16 protein-coding genes are annotated in these 19060 nt (G+C 71.0%); 6 read left to right on the top strand and 10 right to left on the bottom strand.

All coding sequences use genetic code 11. The features are described from left to right. The first annotated feature begins 12 nt into the window (after nucleotides 1-12). Nucleotides 13-564 (top strand): hypothetical protein, encoded by a 552-nt coding sequence (locus tag ACSC1Q_RS22110; protein ID WP_436760606.1) that lies wholly within the window; start codon nucleotides 13-15, stop codon nucleotides 562-564. A 204-nt stretch (nucleotides 565-768) separates the two neighbouring features. On the opposite strand, the gene ACSC1Q_RS22105 is transcribed toward ACSC1Q_RS22110, so the two are convergent. Together ACSC1Q_RS22105 and ACSC1Q_RS22100 are read right to left on the bottom strand one after the other, a co-directional pair. Next, nucleotides 769-2940, bottom strand: a complete 2172-nt coding sequence (locus tag ACSC1Q_RS22105) for a GmrSD restriction endonuclease domain-containing protein (protein WP_436760605.1) — start codon at nucleotides 2938-2940, stop codon at nucleotides 769-771. A gap of 142 nt (nucleotides 2941-3082) precedes the next feature. Then, nucleotides 3083-3784, bottom strand: a complete 702-nt coding sequence (locus ACSC1Q_RS22100; protein ID WP_436760604.1) for a TetR/AcrR family transcriptional regulator — start codon at nucleotides 3782-3784, stop codon at nucleotides 3083-3085. A gap of 121 nt (nucleotides 3785-3905) precedes the next feature. Between ACSC1Q_RS22100 and ACSC1Q_RS22095 the strand changes: the two genes are divergently transcribed. Both ACSC1Q_RS22095 and ACSC1Q_RS22090 read left to right on the top strand, forming a co-directional pair. Continuing rightward, nucleotides 3906-4850 carry an NAD-dependent epimerase/dehydratase family protein gene (locus ACSC1Q_RS22095; RefSeq protein ID WP_436760603.1) on the top strand — a complete coding sequence of 315 codons (945 nt, stop codon included), beginning with the start codon at nucleotides 3906-3908 and terminating at the stop codon, nucleotides 4848-4850. 150 nt (nucleotides 4851-5000) lie between these two features. After that, entirely contained in the window at nucleotides 5001-5888 is an 888-nt protein-coding gene (locus ACSC1Q_RS22090; protein ID WP_436760602.1) for a Gfo/Idh/MocA family protein, read from the top strand. Nucleotides 5889-6091: 203 nt separating this feature from the next. On the opposite strand, the gene ACSC1Q_RS22085 is transcribed toward ACSC1Q_RS22090, so the two are convergent. The 3 genes from ACSC1Q_RS22085 to ACSC1Q_RS22075 form a co-directional block, all read right to left on the bottom strand. Further along, a complete protein-coding gene (locus ACSC1Q_RS22085; RefSeq protein WP_436760601.1) occupies nucleotides 6092-7102 on the bottom strand; it encodes an acetamidase/formamidase family protein in 1011 nt (336 codons plus the stop codon). A gap of 187 nt (nucleotides 7103-7289) precedes the next feature. Further along, nucleotides 7290-8714, bottom strand: a complete 1425-nt coding sequence (locus ACSC1Q_RS22080; RefSeq protein ID WP_436760600.1) for an APC family permease — start codon at nucleotides 8712-8714, stop codon at nucleotides 7290-7292. A gap of 102 nt (nucleotides 8715-8816) precedes the next feature. Next, nucleotides 8817-9905, bottom strand: coding sequence for a substrate-binding domain-containing protein (locus tag ACSC1Q_RS22075; protein ID WP_436760599.1), 1089 nt, complete (start codon nucleotides 9903-9905; stop codon nucleotides 8817-8819). Between the two features lie 86 nt (nucleotides 9906-9991). Between ACSC1Q_RS22075 and ACSC1Q_RS22070 the strand changes: the two genes are divergently transcribed. Then, nucleotides 9992-10483 carry a MarR family winged helix-turn-helix transcriptional regulator gene (locus ACSC1Q_RS22070; RefSeq protein WP_436760598.1) on the top strand — a complete coding sequence of 164 codons (492 nt, stop codon included), beginning with the start codon at nucleotides 9992-9994 and terminating at the stop codon, nucleotides 10481-10483. Nucleotides 10484-10733: 250 nt separating this feature from the next. Here ACSC1Q_RS22070 and ACSC1Q_RS22065 read toward each other — a convergent pair whose 3' ends face one another. After that, nucleotides 10734-12023, bottom strand: a complete 1290-nt coding sequence (locus ACSC1Q_RS22065; protein ID WP_436760597.1) for a Glu/Leu/Phe/Val family dehydrogenase — start codon at nucleotides 12021-12023, stop codon at nucleotides 10734-10736. 258 nt (nucleotides 12024-12281) lie between these two features. On the opposite strand from ACSC1Q_RS22065, the gene ACSC1Q_RS22060 reads away from it, so the two are divergent. Further along, nucleotides 12282-13850: an alkaline phosphatase D family protein gene (locus ACSC1Q_RS22060; protein ID WP_436760596.1), complete on the top strand. Its 1569-nt coding sequence runs from the start codon at nucleotides 12282-12284 to the stop codon at nucleotides 13848-13850. Between the two features lie 185 nt (nucleotides 13851-14035). Here the strand turns inward: ACSC1Q_RS22060 and rocD are convergent, their stop codons facing one another. The 3 genes from rocD to ACSC1Q_RS22045 form a co-directional block, all read right to left on the bottom strand. Then, nucleotides 14036-15277 (bottom strand): ornithine--oxo-acid transaminase, encoded by a 1242-nt coding sequence (gene rocD, locus ACSC1Q_RS22055; protein ID WP_436760595.1) that lies wholly within the window; start codon nucleotides 15275-15277, stop codon nucleotides 14036-14038. Nucleotide 15278: 1 nt separating this feature from the next. After that, on the bottom strand, nucleotides 15279-16079 hold the full coding sequence (gene ddaH / locus ACSC1Q_RS22050; RefSeq protein WP_436760594.1) for a dimethylargininase: 801 nt from the start codon (nucleotides 16077-16079) through the stop codon (nucleotides 15279-15281). A 133-nt stretch (nucleotides 16080-16212) separates the two neighbouring features. Continuing rightward, nucleotides 16213-16710, bottom strand: coding sequence for an Lrp/AsnC family transcriptional regulator (locus tag ACSC1Q_RS22045; RefSeq protein ID WP_344920783.1), 498 nt, complete (start codon nucleotides 16708-16710; stop codon nucleotides 16213-16215). 410 nt (nucleotides 16711-17120) lie between these two features. Here ACSC1Q_RS22045 and ACSC1Q_RS22040 point away from each other — a divergent pair, with 410 nt between their 5' ends. After that, nucleotides 17121-18320, top strand: coding sequence for a hypothetical protein (locus ACSC1Q_RS22040; RefSeq protein ID WP_436760593.1), 1200 nt, complete (start codon nucleotides 17121-17123; stop codon nucleotides 18318-18320). On the opposite strand, the gene ACSC1Q_RS22035 is transcribed toward ACSC1Q_RS22040, so the two are convergent. After that, nucleotides 18312-19031: a hypothetical protein gene (locus ACSC1Q_RS22035; RefSeq protein ID WP_436760592.1), complete on the bottom strand. Its 720-nt coding sequence runs from the start codon at nucleotides 19029-19031 to the stop codon at nucleotides 18312-18314. The genes ACSC1Q_RS22040 and ACSC1Q_RS22035 overlap by 9 nt on opposite strands. Nucleotides 19032-19060: the final 29 nt, after the last annotated feature.

Here is a 19060-nt window from a genome sequence, read left to right as displayed (position 1 = left end):
AGGGGGAGAAGCATGGAACGCAACACGGTCGTGCGCGCGATGCACGATGTCGGGCTGGCCGCCTGGTTCGGGGGCTCGTTGATGGGCGCGATCGGCCTCAACGGCGCCACCGCCGTGGTCAGTGACAGGAGCGAGCGCCTGCGGGTGGCGAACGTGGGGTGGGGACGCTGGCGGCCGGTCAACGCCGTGGGCATCGGCGCCTTCCTCATCGGCTCCGTCGGCCTGCTGGCGGCCAACAAGCAGCGGGTGGCGCACCAGCAGGGGGTGGGGGCGAGCACCGCGGTCAAGGCCGCGCTGACCGTCGCGGCGCTGGCCGCGACCGGCTACACCGGGGTGCTCGGCACCAAGCTCGCGGACGCGGGCGACGTGCCCGTGGAGGCCGCCGTGAAGCCGGAGAAGGAGACTCCGGACGACGTCGCCAAGACGCAGCAGCAGCTGCGCCTCATGCAGTGGGTAGTCCCGGCCCTCACCGGGCTGATGGTCGTTCTCACCTCCCTGCACGGGGAGCAGCAGCGGCCGGGCGAGGTCATCCGGGGAGCCGTGCGCAAGAAGTTCTCCCGGTAGGGGGTTCTCCGGCCGGTCACCCGGTCTCGCGGAGATCGCGTCGTACGCCCGCGGAATACCGCGCGGGCGGTGTCGGGCGGACCTCCGTCACGTCGGCGACATCGTGGCACGCCTCCTCCACCCGTCAGAACGGGTGGAGGAGGCGTGCCACGCGCTGTCCGGGAAAATCTGTCCGGGAAAGACTGTCGGGGAAAGGCGCCGGCGTCAGGCCCTGGATGTCAGGCCGCGGCTGATGGCCTCCTCGCGGAGGCGTTTCAGCGGCAGCGCGGCGCCGTCGCGGTCGATGCGCCAGACGTCCCACCCGGCGCACGCCCTGGTCCCGGCCACCGCCGCCCCGGCGGCCGACAGGGAGTGGTAGGCCTGTCCCGTCGCCACCACCCTGATCGCCCCGCTCTCCTCGACCGTGGCGTAGTGCATCTCGCCCTTGACCGTACGGAAGATCTTGGCGTTCGGCGCTATCAGGCCGAATCTGATCAGGTCGACGACCTCGACGCCGTAGTGGCGGCGGGACCCGGACTCGGGTATGCGGTCCGGAAGGACGATTGCCGGCAGGCGGTAGCCGAGCCTGACCGGGTTCCAGATCTCCTCGCAGAGGAGCCGGTAGAGGGTCTGCCGCCGTTCGATCTCCGGTAAGCCGAACTCGGGGCAGGGCAGGAACGCCTTGTCCAGACCCGAGTCCCTGAGGTAGTGGGTGAACGGGGTGTTGCGCAGGCGGCTCTTGGGGTGCAGGGAGGCCGCGAGCCGGTTCTCCGCGTAGTAGTGCTCGATCTTCCGCTCGTAGGGGTCGTCGCGGAAGCTCGCGTTGACGGACTTGGGCAGGAGCAGCAGGGCGCCGAGGCGGTTGCGCCGGATGTAGAACTCCGCGGTGGTCTTGACCTCGGCCTTGTGCCGCTCGAAGCGGTTGGCCCAGATGTGCTCGATCTCGTACTCGCGCCCGCCCCGCAGGAACGCGAACTCGTGGTTCCCGCCCTCGCACTCGCGCTGGACGTGGGCGGTCATCCGGGAGAGCAGGTAGCGGACCAGGCGGCGGTTGTTGGCCCGCAGCCCGAAGGAGGCCAGCTCGCGGAAGTCGTGTTCGAGCAGGGAGGTCTCCCGGCCGAGGACCGTGGCGACGTCGTCGGTGGTCCGGCACATCCGCAGGAGGGGGATGAGCCGGTGGACGATCTCGTCGAGGTCGCGGCGCTGCACGGGAAGGTTGTTGACGGACCTGCGTACGTAGACGAGGTCGAGGAACGACGCGACCATCGAGCACTTGCGGGTGAAGACCTCGTCGGAGTCCTCGGGCGAGACGACGGAGAGCAGCAGCGTGAACTGGTTGTCGATGCCGTTGTGGCCGTTGAAGTAGACGCCGGCCAGGGCCGGAGTGAACTCCCGGCAGGCGCGGAGCAGCTCGCAGTAGCGCTTCGACACGTTCGTGAGCCGCTGCACGAACGCCTGCGCGTCGGCCACCCGGCCGAGGCCGAGCTGGACGTCGTTGCGCAGGATCCACTCGTGGACGGCCCGCCCGATCTCGGCGGCGTCCGCGGACCCCTCGCCGAGATCCGCGTACTGCGCGAGGAGGAACGAGCGGACGTACGCGCTGGGCGTGTTGGCCTCGGGGGAGTCGGTCTCGGAGGTGGTGAGGCGGGCGAGCATGTCGGCCCAGGCCCCGCCGAGGTCCTCGCGCGCCTTGGTGTCGACCCGCCGGAAGAGGTGGCCCTTCAGCAGGTCCACGTGGCTCAGCCGGAGCCCCCGGTCGTTCATCGACACGAAGATCTCGCGGCCGTTCTCCTGGTCGAGGGCCCGGATGCCGACCAGGCAGACGCGGTCGAGCAGCCAGTGGACGAAGGGCACCAGGGCCTCGCCGCGCAGCACCTCGGGGAACTCCCCGTCTATCTCCCTGCTCCGGTCGTGCAGGTTGCGCACCGAGACGTGGGCGTTGCCGGGCAGCGTGAACCCCTTGAGACCGTTCCAATCGGTGACCAAGGAGTTGAGCAGCTGCGCGCGGGACAGCTCCTCCGAGCTGCCGACCTTGAAGCTCCGCTTGCCGTGCCGCGCCGTGTAGGTGAGCCGCTCCAGCTCGTCGGCGTCGATCCATCTCTCCTGGTCGATCAGCAGCTGCCGGAGGTAGATCAGCACGAGGTGGAGCGTGGTGACGCGCTGCTGGCCGTCGACGAGGAAGGTGCGCCCCCCGCTCTCGTGGTAGACGTAGGGGCCCAGGAAGTACGGGGCGTAGCGGCCGACCTCCTCGCGGTCGTGCAGCGGTTTCCACTGGCCGAGAAAACGCCGGCTGAGGTCGTCGATCAGCGTGCCGACCTCGTGGCGGGTCCAGGTGTACTCCCGCTGGTAGTAGTCCAGCGCGAAGGAGTTGCTCTCGAAGAGAGCGCGGACCGTCACGCCTTCGCCGTGAATAGGACTTTCCACCATGGAGTCGGGGATGCCTTTCGTCCGTCGAGGAGACGGCTCACTTGAGAGCCTTTCTCCTCGTTTATCACTCCAGGCATCCGAGTGTTACTCATTGCGGCCAAGTCGTGACGTATCAGGCAGGTAGCCCGAGGGTTCGGGCCTGGCGGCGCATGGCGTGGTCGAAGGCCGCCGCGCGGTCGAGGATCGCGTTGTCGAACTGGCCGAACAGCTCGAAGTTGACCCAGCCGAACAGGCCGGTCCAGGCGATCAGGCCGCGGACGACGGCGTCGTCGGGAACGCCGGGCATCAGCTCGCGCACCCGCGCGGTGCCCTCGTGGAAGGACGGCGGGACGGGCGGGGGAGTGGTGTCGGGCGGGTTCAGCGCTCCGGCGCGGTGGGCGTCGGAGACGATCCGGCCGTAGACGACGGTGTCGCGGACCGCGGCGGCGACGGTGTCCTGCGGGGCCCGGTAGCCGGGGACGGGTGAGCCGTACAGCAGGGCGTACTCGTGCGGGTGGGCCAGTGCCCAGTCCCGTACGGCGTGGCAGACCGCCATCCACCTGTCCCCGTGGTCCCCGGGCGGGACGGCCGCGTCGGCGTTCTCCACGGCCTCGCCGACGGCGTTGTAGCTGTCGATGATCAGGGCCGTGAGCAGGTCGTCCCTGGACGGGAAGTAGCGGTAGATCGCGGAGGAGGCCATGCCCATCTCGCGGGCGACCGCGCGCAGGGACAGGCCGCTCGCGCCCTCGACGGCCAGCTGCCGCCTGGCGACATCGGTGATCTCACGGGTCAGCTCGGCTCTGACCCTCTCGCGTGCGGTGAGGCTCGAACTCATACCGCGACCATATCAGAGCACTGAGAAGAAAGGAGAGCACTGCTCTTGACGATCGGTGCTCTCTAGCGAGAGCATTGCTCTCAGAACGGAACGGGCACACAACCGCAAGGGAAGAGGAATCATGGCCAAGCACGTCATCGCGGGAGCCGGTCAGGTCGGCTCCGAGGTCGCCCGGCTGCTGGCCGGGCAGGGGCATGAGGTCGTTCTCCTCAGCCGCTCGGGCTCGGGTCCCGACCTGCCGGGCATCCGCAAGGTCGCCGCCGACGTGAGCGACCGCGAGAAGCTGACCGCCCTGACCGGGGGCGCCGCCGTCCTCTACAACTGCGTCAACCCGCGCTACCACGAGTGGGCGCGCGACTGGCCGCCGCTCGCCGCGTCGATGCTGGGAGCCGCCGAGACCACCGGCGCGGGGTACGTCATCCTCGGCAACCTCTACGTCTACGCGGCGCCCGACCGGCCGATGCGCGAGAGCGACCCGCTGGACCCGCCCAGCGTCAAGGGCGCGATCCGGGCCAAGGTGTGGCGGGAGGCCCTGGCCGCGCACGAGGCTGGCCGGATCAGGGTGACCGAGGTGCGCGGATCCGATTACTTCGGCCCCGGCTGCCTCGACCAGTCACACCTCGGGGAGCGGTTCGTCCCCAAGCTCCTGGCGGGCAGGACCGTCCGCTTCGCCGGAGACCCCGCCCAGCCGCACAGCTGGACCTACGTGCCCGACGTCGCGCGGACCCTGGTCGCGGCGGGCGAGGGCGACCGCGCCTGGGGCCGCGCCTGGCACGTCCCGACGACCGAGCCGATGACGGTACGCGAGGTCGCCGCCCGCCTGTGCGCGCTCGCCGGGGTCCCCGACCCGGGGGTCAAGGCCCTGCCCCACGTGATGCTGCGCGCCGCCGCGCTCTTCTCGCCGATGCTCGGGGAACTGGAGGAGCTGCGCTACCAGTTCGTCCGCCCCTTCGTCCTCGACTCCGGGGAGTCTCAGGCCGCCCTCGGCGTCGCGCCGACCCCGATGGACGAGGCGCTGGCCGCGACGCTCGCGTGGTGGCGCGACCGCCTGGCCGTCGCGGCGTAGGGTCCCCGCCCCGTACGCGGGGGGCCGCACCCCGCCGGGTCCGGCGGGACCGCGCGCCGGAGCGGAACCGGGGCACGCCGTACGCGCCGGAGCGGAACCGGGGGCGCACGCGCCGGAATCGGGGCGGGGGGCACGCCGTACGCTTTGAGCATGAAGATCGCTGTCATCGGCCTCGGGGACATCGCGGAGAAGGCGTACCTGCCGGTCCTCGGCGTCACCCCCGGGCTCGACCTCCACCTGTGCACCCGGGACCGCGCCACGCTCGGCCGCCTCGGCGACGCCTACCGGGTCGAGCGCCGGTTCTCCACGGTGGACGGGGTGATCGGCGCCGGGGTCGAGGCGGCCTTCGTGCACGTCGCGACGGCCGCGCACGCGGAGGTCGTCGAGCCGCTGCTGCGGGCGGGCGTCCACGTCTACCTGGACAAGCCGATCGCCTACACCCTCGCCGAGTCCGAGCGCCTGGTGCGGCTGGCACGCGAGAGCGGGCGGTCGCTGCTCGTCGGCTTCAGCCGCCGCAGGGCGCCGTCCTACGCGGCGCTGCGCGATCTTCCCCGCGACCTGGTGGTGATGCAGAAGCACCGCGCGCACCACCCCGCCGACCCGCGGACCGTCGTCTACGACGACTTCGTCCACGTCGTGGACACCCTCAGGTTCCTGGTGCCCGGCGAGGTCGAGCACACCGGCATCCGCACCCGGGTCAGGGACGGGCTGCTGGAGCACGTGACGCTGGAACTGTCCGGGGACGGTTTCGCCGCCTTCGGGATCATGAACAGGGTGAGCGGCTCGGCCGAGGAGACCGTGGAGGTCATGGGAGGCGGTGCCAAGCGCCGCGTGGTCAACCTGGCCGACGTGATCGACCACGCCGGAGCCGAGACCCTCACCAGGCGAGGCGACTGGATCCCGGTCTCCCGGCAGCGGGGCATCGAACAGGCCTGCCTGGAGTTTCTCGACGCGGTCCGCTCCGGCACCGTCCTCGACGCCGCCGACGCCCTGGCAACCCACGCGATCTGCGAGGACATCGTCGTCGCCGCGAGTTGACAGCCCGCGCCGCGTGTCGGTCGCCATCGCCTCCGCAAGCCGATCGTCCGCGCCGCGCGCCGGCCGTCACCGCCGTGAGTGGATTGTCCGCCATGAGTGGGTTGTCCACGTCGCGCGCCGAGCGTCGTCGCCGTCGCGAGCCGCCCCTCCTCGTCGCGCCCCCGACGGCGCGACGAGGAGGGGCTCCACCGGGAAGACCCCGGTCAGCGTTCGGCCAGGTACCTCCGGCCGAGGGCGCGCAGGCGGTCGTGGGCCGACTCGTAGGCGGCCGGGCGGCCGAGGGCGGACTTGGGGAGCTTGGCGACCATCGTGTAGTTGGTGTCGCAGACGTTGCCGACCGGTGCCTCGCCGATCTGGCTGACCAGCTGGTAGGCGTCCAGCGGGTCCAGGCCGGTGAGCCCGGAGGCCCAGGTGACCAGGTCGTGCTGGCTGATCCGGTACGCGTCCTCCAGCGGGCGGGTCGAGCCGGTGGACATCAGGTGGCCGTCGTCCTCCAGGCGGGGCCACGGGGTGCTCACCCCCTTGACCAGTTCCACGGCGACGACGGTGTTCATCGCCGCCTCGACGGCGGTGCCGCACACCTCGCCGTGCCCCTGCCTGGCGTGCCCGTCGCCGATCGCGAAGAGCCCGCCCTCGACGTTGACGCCGAGGTAGACGGTCACCCCGGCGCGCAGCTCGGGGGTGTCCATGTTGCCGCCGTGGGCGTCCGGGGTGATCGTCATGCGGGCCTCGGACGCGGCGGGCGCGACGCCGACCGTGCCGTGCATCGGGTCGAGCGGCAACTCGACCGTGAAGTCGCTCCTGCGGGCGTGGTAGCGGACCACGCCCGCGGCCCTGTCGATGTCGTAGCGCCACACCAGCTCCTCCAGGGGAGGGGTGAGCATCGCGGTGGTGTGGGTGCCGGTCAGCGCGCCGAAGTGCGGGAACGTGGCCGACACGGCCCAGTCCCTGGCGGGTTCGATGGAGACGAAGTGCAGCGCGAGCGTGTCGCCGGGTTCGGCCCCCTCCACGTGGAAGGGGCCGGTGACGGGATTGAGGTAGGGGAACTCGCAGACGCGCGAGGGCAGCTCGTCGACCGAGGTCACCAGGCCGCCGAAGCAGTCCTCGGTGTACGTCTCGACGATCGAGCCCGGGGCGATCCTGGCCACCGCGGGCCGCCCGCCGAAGGTGTAGCTGAGGTCCTCGGGCGCGGGGCGGTAGGAGAAGACGTTCATCGCGTGCCTCCCACGGCGAATCGCGTGCTTCTCATCGGGGATCGCACGCCTCTCGCGGGGAGCGGGAGGTGACCACGATCCTCGACGGGAAGAGGGGAGCCGAGCCCCTCCCCGGCCTCCAGGAAGATGTCGAACACGGTTCTGCCCTCGCATGCTGTCGGGTCGGTGGGACGGGGGTCGTGGGCTCTCAGGGCTTGCGCGCCGTGTCGGGTGCGGACGTGCCGGGCGCGTCCGGGGTGTCGACGAGCCCGGCCAGCGTGGGCCGGCGGCCGGTGGCGTAGGAGACGCCGAGCACCACCAGGCCGACGACGAACCAGACGATGCCGAGCGTCTGGGCCGCGATGCTGGCGTTGATCACGACGTAGAGCAGGATCGCGAAACCGAGCACCGGGGCGATCAGGTGCCGCCACAGGTCGCGGCTGCCCTGGCGCACGACGTAGTGGACGACCACCGACACGTGCAGCGCGAGGAAGGCGGTCATCGCGCCGAAGTTGACCAGCCCGCTGATCAGCGTGATCCCGTCGTCGCGGGTGGTCAGGTAGAGCCCGACGATCAGGGAGACCGCCGCCACCACGAGGGTCGCGTTGACGGGCACCCGGTGCTTGGGGTCGATCTTCGCGAGGAAGGAGGGGAGCTGACGGTCGCGGGCCATCGCGAACAGCAGGCGGGAGGTGGCGGCCTGGGCGACCAGGGAGTTGGCGAAGCCCCAGGCGATGGCGGTGGCGACCGCGGTCAGCACGCTGAGCCAGTGGCCCCCGGCGAACTCGGCCATGTCGTAGAAGGCGGTGCCCGCGGGGTCGCCCTTCGTCAGCAGGTCGGCCCGGTTGGGGGTGAGCAGCGCGGCGACCCAGGTCTGCGCGATGAACAGCACCCCGGCCAGGCCCAGCGCCGCGACCATGGACTTGCCGAGCCGCCGCGAGTCCTCCCGGCTCTCCTCGGCCATCATCGAGATGCCGTCGAAGCCGAGGAAGGACAGCACCGCGATCGAGACCGCGCCGAAGACGAGCGACCAGGAGAAGGTCGAGGAGTCGAACAGCGGGCTGAGCGCGCCCGCCTGGGCCTTGCCCTGGGCCAGGGCGACCACCCCGACGACCATGAAGATCGCCAGCACGATGAGCTCGCCGATCAGCATGATCTTCGTGATACGCGCGGTCATCTGGATGCCCGTGTAGTTCACGACCGTGTTGAGCACCACGAACACGATCAGCCAGCCCCAGACGGGGATGGCCGGGACGAAGGAGGCCATCGCCGCGCTCGCGATGAGATAGAGCAGGGCGGGCACCAGCACGTAGTCGAGCAGGATCACCCACCCGGCCAGGAAGCCGACGGGTGCGGCGATGCCACGGCCCGCGTAGGTGTAGACCGATCCGGCCATCGGGAACGCGCGGGCCATCTGCGCGTACGAGAGCGCGGTGAAGGCCATCGCGACCATGCCGACGGCGTACGCGAGGGCGACCATGCCACCCGAGGCCTGGAAGACGCCGCCGAAGATGCCGAACGGCGCGATCGGGACCATGAAGATCAGGCCGTAGACGAGCAGGTCGGTGAAGCTCAGTGACCTGCGGAGTTCCTGTCGGTAGCCGAATCGCTCCAGTGATGGCTCGGTTGTCATGTACGGCTCCTTGAAGTGGCTGCAGCCGTACACTAGGACCTTTCTTTGCAAAGGAAAAGTTTTCAGTCGGAAGTTTTTGTCCGATTTTGACTCGCCACGTTCCTAGCGGACGATGTCGAAGTCCAGCCCGTCGGCCCGGCCGATGTGCGCCTGCCGCCGTACCCCGTGCCCGCGCAGGGTGAGCCGCCCCCGCGCGGTGACGATGGAGGTGCCGTCGGCGATCGCGTCCACCTCGGGCACGGCGAGCGTCCCGGCGCGCGAGCCGAGCGCGGCGAGCATCAGCACCGCCTCGTAACAGCCCTGCCCGTGCCCGTTGAGCAGCGGCGCGGTCGAGCCGAACCGGCGGGCGTAGCGCTCGCCGAGGCTGAGGCTGTCGTCGGTGACCAGGCTCGCGAAGTAACCCATCGCCCCGTACAGCTCGCCGGTGGCGTCACCGCCGATGCCGAGCAGGCCGTGCTCCTCCAGCGCGCCGCAGAGCCGCGGCCACGACAGTCCGGCCGCCGCGAAGGCCCGGTTGAAGGCGACCAGGTCGCTGCCGATCAGGCTGAGCAGCACCGCGTCGGGCCGGGCGGACACCAGCCTCTCCAGGATCGGGGAGAAGTCACGCGTGCCGTACGGCACCAGGAGCTCGCCGACGATGCCGACGTCCCGTGTGGCGAGGTGGCGGCGGGCTGCCCCGTGGACCAGGCGCGGCCAGACGTAGTCGTTGCCGAGCAGGAACCACCTGCGCGCCCGGCGGCGTTCGACCAGCCAGTCGAGGCCGGGCCGCAGCTGGCGGGCGGGGGTCTCGCCCAGGAAGTAGACCCCCGGCGCGTGACCGCCACCCTCGTAGGGCGGCGCGTACACGAACGGCACCCTCCCGGCGAGCGCCCGCACCACCTCGATCCTGACGTCGCTGCCGTGGGTGCCGACCACGGCGTCGATCGCGCCCCAGCGGGCGAGCCCCGCCACCTCGGCGGCCACCTGCGCCGCCGGACGGCCGCCGTCGACCAGGACCAGCTCCACCGGCCTGCCGAGCATCCCGCCCGCGAGGTTCACCTCGTCGGCGGCGAGGATCGCGCAGTTGATCGCGCACGGTCCCACCAGGCCGAGCACGCCGGAGATCGGCACGACCAGCCCGACGCGCAGCGCGTCACCCGGGAGCAGCTGGGCTTCCAGGGGTTCTATGACGGGTGTGATGGCTTCTGCCACAGGGACGAGTATCCTCCGGAATGGATGGGTACGGCAGTCCCGTTACTCGGACGGGACACGGATCGTGACGCAGACGGGAGCTCCATGTGGTGACGACCGGGCTGGGATCCTCGCTCGCCTACCTCCTCAGCAGGGCCGAGCGCAGCGTCAACCGTGGGCTCGCCGCCGCGGTGACCGCCCAGGACGTCTCCGTCGAGCAGTGGCGCATCCTGCGCGCCCTCGCCGACGGCCGGGGGCACTCGATGGGCGACCTGGCCGAGGCCGTGCTGATGCCGCACCCGACGCTGACCAAGGCCATCGACCGGCTCATCGACCGCTCCCTCGTCTATCGGGGCCACGATCCCGGCGACCGCCGCAAGGTCGCCGTCTTCCTCGCCGACCGGGGGTCCGAGCTGCTGACCCGGGTCGAGGGCGGGGTGGCCGAGCATCATCGGCTGATCGAGGCGGTCTACGGCACCGAGCGCACCGAGCGGCTCATGCGGGACCTGGAGGGGCTGGTCACCGCCCTGGACGACGCTCCGGCGGTCCCGTCGCCGGCGGTCCGGGAGCGTGCCCCGGGTGGCCCCGGCCGCTCGTGACGCGTCCCGGCCGGCGGCGCCGGAGCCCATACACGCCCTGACCTCGAAGAACACGACCCTCGGAAATCCGGCTCCCGGAAACGCGGCTCCCGGAAATCCGATCTCCGGAAGCCTGACCTCCGGAACCCCGGCCCCCGAAAGCCCGATCTCCGAAAGCTCGACCCCGGGAAAGCCGGTCTCCGGAGGCCGGGGGAACCGCGCCGCGTTCCGATCCACGGTCACAGGATCCACGACACGTCCCCTCACGGCCTCAGGAGTGCAGCCCGCGCGCCCGGTGGGCCTCGGCGACCCGGCCGACGCCGATCACGTGGGCCGCCTGGCGCAGGGTGATCCCGCACTCGGCGGCGACCCGCGCGGTCGTGTCGAACGCGTCCTCCACGATGCCGCGAAGCCTCGCGTCGACCTCGCGCGCGCTCCACGCGCGCGCCTGCATGTCCTGCAGCCACTCCAGATAGGAGACGATCACGCCGCCCGCGTTGGCCAGGATGTCGGGGACCACGGTGACGCCCGCGTCGGCGAGGACGCGGTCCGCCCCGGGCGTGGTGGGGGAGCTGGCGCCCTCCACGACCAGACCGGCCCTGACCCGGACGGCGTTCTCCTCGGTGATCGCCCCTTCCATCGCGGCGGGGACGAGCACGTCCACGTCGAGCTCCAGGAGCTCCTCCTGCGACAGCGCGTCCGCCCGGAGGTAGCCGCGTACGCCGCCGGTCTCCTCCGACCACGCCCGCAGGTCGTCGACGTCCAGGCCGGAGCGGTCGATCACGGCCCCGGTGCGGTCGGAGACCGCGATCACGAGGCAGCCCGCCTCGGAGAGGTAGCGCGCGGCCGGGGCGCCGACCTTGCCGAAGCCCTGGATCGCGACGGTACGGCCCTCGGGGGAGCCGTCCAGGGCCCTGAGCGCGGCGACCCGCACGCCGCGGGAGGTGGCCCCGGCCCGGTCGGGCGCTCCGCCGGGGGTCACGGGGCCGCCGATCGTCACGCCGGGCACCGGATAGCCCGCGTTCACCGAGTACGTGTCCATGATCCAAGCCATGGTCCGCTCGTCGGTGCCGACGTCGGGCGTCGGGACGTCCCGCTCGGGACCGATGATCGGCAGGACCTCGTTGACGTAGCGCCGGGTGACCCGTTCCAGCTCGCGGGCGCTCAGTGAGGCGGGGTCCACCGAGACGCCGCCCTTGGCGCCCCCGTAGGGGATGCCGGCGAGCGCGCACTTCCACGTCATGCCCATCGCCAGGGCGGTGACCTCGTGGACGTCGGTGCTGGGATGGAAGCGGATGCCGCCCTTCGCCGGGCCGCGGGTAGTGTTGTGCTGAACCCGGAAGCCCTGCACGACGTCCATCCGGCCGTCCTCGCGGCGGACCGGGACCGAGACGGTGAGCGAGCGGCGGGGAGTGGCGAGCATGGCGCGCAGGTTGTCGTCCAGCTCCAGCCGGTCGGCCGCCTGGTCGAGCCGGAACAGCGCGGAGTCGAGGGCCTGCCGGCCCGGACTGACGGGAGCGGTGGCGGCCGGCGTCTTCGACGGCACCGTGAGCGTTGTCAAGGCAAACCTCCGTACGGTGAGCGGAGCGCCCTTGCTCCACTCGGGGCACATGGTCACGATCAGACTAGGTGCGGTTTTTTGCCCCCAGGGACGGACCGTGTTTCGTTCTGATGACTGATCACCGGGCCTGTCCGCTGGCTCCCGGGCAGGCGGCGGGTGTTATCCGCCGGTTCTCTAGGGCAATCTGGAGACGACACGCGGACATGGCAGTCTCCGGTCAAGGATTCTTGCCGTTGTGCAGTGGCTGAGGGGATGAAAGTGCCGGAACTTGTGGTCGGGCCGATGCTGCGTTACGTCGACGAGACGAGCGCGTCGGTGTGGGTGGAGACGAGCGAGCCGTGTGAGGTGACGGTCGAGGTCGGCGGCGTGAGCTCGGAGGCCGGGACGTTCACCGTCCACGGCCACCACTACGCGATCGTCGACGTGGAGGGCGGCGGGACCTACGAGGTGCGCCTGGGCGGGGAGACCGTGTGGCCGCTGCCCGACCGGCCGCCGAGCCGCATCCGCCTGCTCGGCCCCGACGGCCCGAACCGCGTCATGTTCGGCTCCTGCCGGACCAGCGTGCCGCACGACCTGGTGTACACGATCTCCCACGGAGTGGACGTGCTGCGCGCGTACGGCGGCACCCTGCCGGACGCGCCCGACGAGCGCTGGCCCGACCTGCTGCTGCTCCTCGGCGACCAGGTCTACGCCGACGAGCCGTCCGCGGAGATGCTCAAGTTCATCGCGGACCGCAGGGACACCGAGCCGAAGAAGGAGATCGCCGACTTCGAGGAGTACGCCGAGCTGTACCGCCTGGCGTGGACCGACCCGGAGATCCGCTGGCTCCTCTCCACCGTGCCCACCGCGATGATCTTCGACGACCACGACCTGCGCGACGACTTCAACACCTCCATCTCCTGGCGTACGGCGATGGAGGACGTCCCCTGGTGGCGGCACCGGGTGGTCTCCGGGATCGGCGCCTACTGGGTCTACCAGCACCTGGGCAACATGTCTCCGGCCGAGCGCGCCTCCGACGAGGTGCTCAGCAAGGTGTACGCGGCCGAGGGGGACGGCGCCGAGGTGCTCGACGTCTTCGCCGAGCACGCCTACGACGTCCCCGCCGACAGCCGGTGGAGCTACGCCCGCGACCTCGGCGACACCCGCCTGATCATGCTCGACTCCCGCTGCTCCCGCCAGCTCGACCCCGCCGACCGGCGCATGATCGACCCGGTGGAGTGGGAGTGGCTCACCGAGCAGCTCCAAAGGGACGGCGCGAAGCGCTTCGTGATCGGCTCCTCGGTGCCGTTCCTGCTCCCGGCGGGCATCCACCACATCCAGAACTGGAACGAGGCCCTCGCCCAGGGCGCCTGGGGCAAGACCGTCGCCCGCTGGTCGGAGGCCCTGCGCCAGGCCGTCGACCTGGAGCACTGGGCGGCCTTCCGCCGCTCGTTCGAGGACCTGTCGAAACTGCTGATGGGGCTGGGGAAGCCGGTGATCATGCTTTCCGGCGACGTGCACTACTCCTATGTGGCGAAGGCCCACGGGCTCCCCATCTACCAGCTGGTCTGTTCCCCGATCCGCAACCCGCTGAGCCGCACCCTCCGCCTGGCCAACATCGTCGCCCAGTTCGGCGTCGCCAGCCTGATCGGCCGCTCGCTCTCCCGGTCGGCGAAGATCCCCAAGCCGCCGTTCAAGTGGCGGATCACCAACGGCCCGTGGTTCTCCAACGCGGTGGCGATCCTCTCCCTGGACACCGCCCCCACGTCGGTCCGCTGGGACACCGCCGCGGGCACCGAGGTCTCGGAGATCACTGTCGTGGAGCTGGAGGACTCGGCCGTCCGCTAGCGGACCCGGGGTTCCGGTGCGGCGCGTCCCCCACGGGGCGCGGGCCGCACCGGAGGGGGCGCCGCGCGAGTTCCCCGGGGCCGCACCGAGCTTCCCACGGAGCCGCACCGAGCCGGCTCCCCGCCGGAGGAGTCATCCGGCGAGCTTCTCCAAAACCGCGCCGGGCAGACTCCTCACCGAAGGGCTTACCTCGCGAGCTCCGCCAACACCGCGCCGAGCTGGTCGACCGCCCACAGGAGGTCCTCCTCGGAGACGACGATCGGCGGGGCGAGGCGGATGGTCGAGCCGTGGGTGTCCTTGGCCAGGACGCCGTGGGCCATGAGCGCCTTGGAGACCTCCCGCCCGCTCGCCAGCGACGGGTCGATGTCGACCCCCGCCCACAGGCCGCGCCCGCGCACGGTGATCACGCCGTGGCCGATCAGCCCGCGCAGCCTCTCGTGCATGACCTCGCCGAGCTTCCTGGCCCGCGACTGGTACTCGCCGGTGCCGAGCAGCTCGATGACCGCGTTGGCGACCGCGCAGGCGAGCGGGTTGCCGCCGAAGGTCGAGCCGTGCTGCCCCGGCCTGATCACGCCGAGCACGTCCTCGTTCGCGGTGATCGCCGAGACCGGGACGACGCCGCCGCCCAGGGCCTTGCCCAGCACGTAGATGTCGGGGACGACGCCCTCGTGGTCGCAGGCGAAGGTCTCGCCGGTGCGGCCGAGACCCGACTGGATCTCGTCGGCGATCATCAGGATGTTCTCCGCGGTGCACAGCTCGCGGACCTGGGTGAGGTAGCCGTCCGGCGGCACCAGCACCCCGGCCTCACCCTGGATGGGCTCCAGCAGCACCGCGACCGTGTTGGCGTCGACGGCCTCGCGGATCGCCTCGGCGGAGCCGTACTTCACGATCCTGAAGCCGGGGGTGTACGGGCCGAAGCCGCCCCGGGCGTCGGGGTCGGTGGAGAAGCCGACGATCGTGGTGGTCCGGCCGTGGAAGTTGTCCTCCATCACGATGATGTTGGCCTGCTCGGCGGCCACGCCCTTGACCTCGTAGCCCCACTTGCGGGCCACCTTGATCGCGGTCTCCACGGCCTCGGCGCCGGTGTTCATCGGCAGGACCATGTCCTTGCCGGTGAGGTCGCCCAGCCCGGCGGCGAAGGTGGCGAACTGGTCGTGGAAGAAGGCGCGGCTGGTCAGGGTGAGCCGCGACAACTGCTCCTGCGCCGCCGCGATGATCTTCGGGTTGCCGTGCCCGAAGTTCAGGGAGGAGTAGCCGGACAGGCAGTCGAGGAACCGGCGGCCCTCCACGTCGACGACCCAGGCGCCCCGCGCCTCGTGGATCACGATGGGCAGGGGGTGGTAGTTGTGCGCGCTGCGGCGCTCGCTCAGCTCGATGAAGTCGTCGGTGCCGGTCATCCGCGCCCCTCCCTGGTCTGTGGACGTCATGTCAGGCACTACCCCGGATCTCCAGCGTGCAGCACTTGGGGCCGCCGCCCGCCTTGCGGAGCTCCGACAGGTCCACCGGGACGACCTCGAAGCCGCGGCGCTTGAGTTCGAGCTGGAGGTCGGCGGCCTCGGCGTTGATCACCACGTTCACGCCGTCGCTGACGGCGTTGAGGCCCAGTACGGCCGCGTCGTCCTCGCTCGCGAGGACGGCGTCGGGGAAGAGGTGGCGGAGCACCTCCTGGCTCCCCGGAGAGAAGGCCCCCGGGAAGTACGCCACGTTGTGTCCGTTCAGCGGGAAGAGCGCGGTGTCCAGGTGGTAGAACCGGGGGTCCACCAGCTGGAGCGTCACCACCGGGCGGCCGAGGAACTCCTGAGCCTCCTTGTGCGCGGTGATGTCGGTGCGGAACCCGGTCCCGGCCAGCACCAGGTGGTCGAGCGTGAGGAAGTCGCCCTCGCCCTCGTTGGTGAAGGCCGCGTCGCGGACCCGCTCGTAGCCGTGGTCGACGAACCACTTCAGGTACGCGGGCCCCTCGGCCGCGCGCTGCGGGTGGGTGAACCGCGCGCCGTACACGCGGCCGTCCACGACCAGCGCGCCGTTGGCGGCGAAGACCATGTCCGGCAGGCCCTCCACCGGGTCGATGAGGCTGACGCGGTGCCCGAGCTCCTCGTAGGCGCTCCTGAGCGTCTCCCACTGCCTGATCGCCACCTCGCGGTCGGCACCGGCCTCGGGACGCATCCACGGGTTGATCGCGTACTCGACCGCGAAGTGGTCGGGCCGACACATGAGGTAGTGCCTCGTCATGGATAACCCCGCAGGTAAAGGTCGTGGTGACAGCCGCCGTCACGGTTCCGACGGCGGTGCCATCAGCCTAGGAACAGCGTTCTCGCAGGCCAAGGGGCCCCGTTTGCGTGCTGACGCGGGTTTCCTGCGTGCTTCAGGCCAGGAACGTCGATTCGTTGTGCGGGGCGATGAACGGCTCGCTGCGCGAGGTGACCAGGGGGGCCTCGATCAGGCGGGAGAGCACGATCGAGCTCTTGGTCCGCACCACGAACGGCTCCGCGGCGATGCGCTCGATCACCCTCTCCACGTGCCGCACGTCGGTGGCCCTGATGTGCAGCAGCGCGTCGGCCTCACCGGTGATCGTGCACGCCGAGACCACCTCGGGATGGCGGCCGACGGCCACCCCGATCTCCGACGGGGAGGTCTTGCCCGCGCAGAACAGCTCCACGTACGCCTCGGTGGTCCAGCCGAGCGCCGCGGGCTCCACCCGGGCGGTGAACCCGGTGATCGCGCCGGTCTCGCGCAGCCGGTCCACCCGGCGTTTCACCGCCGACGCCGACAGGCCCACCCGCTGCCCGATCTCCGCGTACGTGGCGCGGGCGTCCTCGACGAGCGCCCCGATGATGTCGCGATCCAGCCTGTCCAGTTCCACGCAGACCTGTATACCGCCTGGATCGGCGCGGGTTCGCGGTGGGCGGCGGGGGCGCGCCACCGGGACGACGCCTGAAGGGGCCGCGAGTGCCGGGCACGCTCGCGCGGCCTTCGGACGCCGCTCCCGAGCGGCCGTCCCGGGACGCCACGGCCGAGGTGGGTGCGGCTTTTGCGTATTCTCAGGTTGATCGACATTTTCGTCGGTCGAGTTGAAAGGAACTTTCTACCGCTAATGCCATCAAGTCAGTTTAAATTGGAGATGCTGGTGTGACCAGTGGGGCTTCAGTCGGAAATGTCCATAGTCGGCCTGCGGTTGATACCGGATATTTCGCTCTCGCCGGATATCCGAGAGTTACGATGGCGATCACGAAGCATTGATTCGGGGCGATGGTTACAAGCTCGGAGGCTCGAATGAGCGTTTTCGACCGCTTTCGCCGACGCGAGAGGGTCACCGCGGTTTTCCCCGTCGTACAGGAAGATCCCGCTCCCGCCCGGTCACTCCACTACGAAGGCGACCTCTACCGGATGCCCGACTGGGCGCGGCGGCGAGACGAGGAACGCGATCTCGGCCACGGACACGCCCGGGAGGGCGGGCGCGTCGACGCGGTCATGTTCCGGACCGGCCGCGTCCCCAGGCTGCGCGAGCTGGAGGACGCTCGCGACGCCGAACTCCACGGCATCGACGACCACGGCGGCGAGGAGCTGCGGCGGGCCGACGCGGAGCGGGGATCCCACGCCATCGCCCTGGAGGAGTCCGGGGCCAGGCTCGCCGCGGCGCGCGAGGAGCTCCAGCACATCGACGGCGAACTCCGCGAACTGGCCACGCCGAGCCGCCGGCCGGGAGACCGGCGGGCGAGTGCCGTGGCGATCTCCGGCGGGCGCTGGGCCGGCGTCAAACGCTGGCTGCCCGCCGCCGTCCTGCTGGCGCTGCTCCTCATCGTCGAGGTGCCGATCTTCTACCAGGTCATCCTGAGCTGGGGTGACAGTCCCGAGCTCACCGCCCTGCTCGCGGCCGGGACCGCCCTGGTGATGCTTCTGGCCCCCCACATGTACGGCAGGGCGTTCAGGGCCTGGCAGGAGAACGAACGGCCCTCCGTCGGCAGGTGGCTGCTGATCGGGGTCGCCTGCGGCTGGCTCGCGCTCATCGTCTCGGTGGCGGTACTGAGGCGCGACGCGCTCGTCAACCCGTCCGGCGTCGGGCCGCTGGGGGAGAACGTGGGCGGGTGGCCCACGATGATCCTGCTGCTCGCCCTGCTGATCGCCACGGCCGTGCTCGCGGCCGACCTCGGCCGCCGCATGCACAACCCCAACGACGCGCGGCTGAAGGACCTGCGGGCCCAGCGGGCCCGGCTCGCCGCCGAGTACGAGCGGGCCCAGCTCGCGCACCGGCGCAACGTCGGCTACGACACGAGCCTCCTGAGGTACATCGCCGACGCGCCCCACCGCAGGACCTCCCGGATCCAGCAGGTGGACACGGGCTTCCGCAGCCTGGAGAAGGCGTATCTCGACGGGGTGGCCGAGGGACTGGGGAACCCGGAGGCGACGAGCTGGATCGACGTGATCCTGGAGAACCGCGCCCGGCAACGGGTGCCGGACGCGGGGCTACAGTAGGTCGACCGAGGCGGCGCCCGTGTCCTCCAGCGCCTGCTGCCAGAAGCTTCGAAGGCCCGGCACCCGGTCCGGCTGGGCCTTCTCCTTGCGCAGGAAGCCGTGCACCCTGACGTCGTACCCGGTCAGGTCGGGCAGCAGCCGAGCCTGCCGGAGCTGCTCGATCTTCGCGGCCCGGGTGCCGTCCGAGTCGAGGTCGTCCTTGGCGACGTTCAGCACGCCGATGTTGTTCACCAGGTCGCTGAACACGATGAGCGCGTGCCTCCGGTCGGGGAGCCTCCTGGCGGTCATCTGCTTGCCGAGATAGCGCAGCGCTCCCAGCACGTCCGAGCCCTTCCCCTCCGGAGGGCAGTCCAGCAGTTTCTGGGCCTTGGGCAGGATCTCCTTGAGCCGGAGCCCGCGGAGCTTCTCCTCGACCTTCGGGTTCCGGTTGGGGTTCTCCGCGCGGGTCGCCGCGATCGGGACGGCGCCCTCCCGGCAGACGGTGGTCTCGGAGTTACCGGTGACGGCCGCGAAGGCGACCCAGTCGCACTCGCCGACGAAGGAGGGGACCTCCCGCTCGATGTCCCTTCTCGACTCCTCGTTCCTGGCGTACGAGGTGGAGTCGACGAGGATCCCGCACACCGCCAGCGGCGCCACCGAGCACGCCGTCACGGAGGTGGTGAGGAGCACGACGGAGGAGACGCCGGCGGCCAGCGAGGCGCGCCCTCTCACGAGGCCTCGCCTCCCGTACCCGGGCACCG

Origin of the sequence: Streptosporangium heterodermiicola (assembly GCF_051390675.1) — a bacterium.
Lineage (GTDB): Bacteria > Actinomycetota > Actinomycetes > Streptosporangiales > Streptosporangiaceae > Streptosporangium.
This window is presented reverse-complemented; position numbering and strand designations above follow the sequence as displayed.

Bases quoted from the DNA above. Each gene is read 5' to 3' on its own strand.
- ACSC1Q_RS22110 (WP_436760606.1), top strand. From the start codon at position 13: ATGGAACGCAACACGGTCGTGCGCGCGATGCACGATGTCGGGCTGGCC.
- ACSC1Q_RS22100 (WP_436760604.1), bottom strand. From the start codon at position 3,784: ATGAGTTCGAGCCTCACCGCACGCGAGAGGGTCAGAGCCGAGCTGACC.
- ACSC1Q_RS22095 (WP_436760603.1), top strand. From the start codon at position 3,906: ATGGCCAAGCACGTCATCGCGGGAGCCGGTCAGGTCGGCTCCGAGGTC.
- ACSC1Q_RS22090 (WP_436760602.1), top strand. From the start codon at position 5,001: ATGAAGATCGCTGTCATCGGCCTCGGGGACATCGCGGAGAAGGCGTAC.
- ACSC1Q_RS22085 (WP_436760601.1), bottom strand. From the start codon at position 7,102: ATGAACGTCTTCTCCTACCGCCCCGCGCCCGAGGACCTCAGCTACACC.
- ACSC1Q_RS22080 (WP_436760600.1), bottom strand. From the start codon at position 8,714: ATGACAACCGAGCCATCACTGGAGCGATTCGGCTACCGACAGGAACTC.
- rocD (WP_436760595.1), bottom strand. From the start codon at position 15,277: ATGACGTCCACAGACCAGGGAGGGGCGCGGATGACCGGCACCGACGAC.
- ddaH (WP_436760594.1), bottom strand. From the start codon at position 16,079: ATGACGAGGCACTACCTCATGTGTCGGCCCGACCACTTCGCGGTCGAG.
- ACSC1Q_RS22040 (WP_436760593.1), top strand. From the start codon at position 17,121: ATGAGCGTTTTCGACCGCTTTCGCCGACGCGAGAGGGTCACCGCGGTT.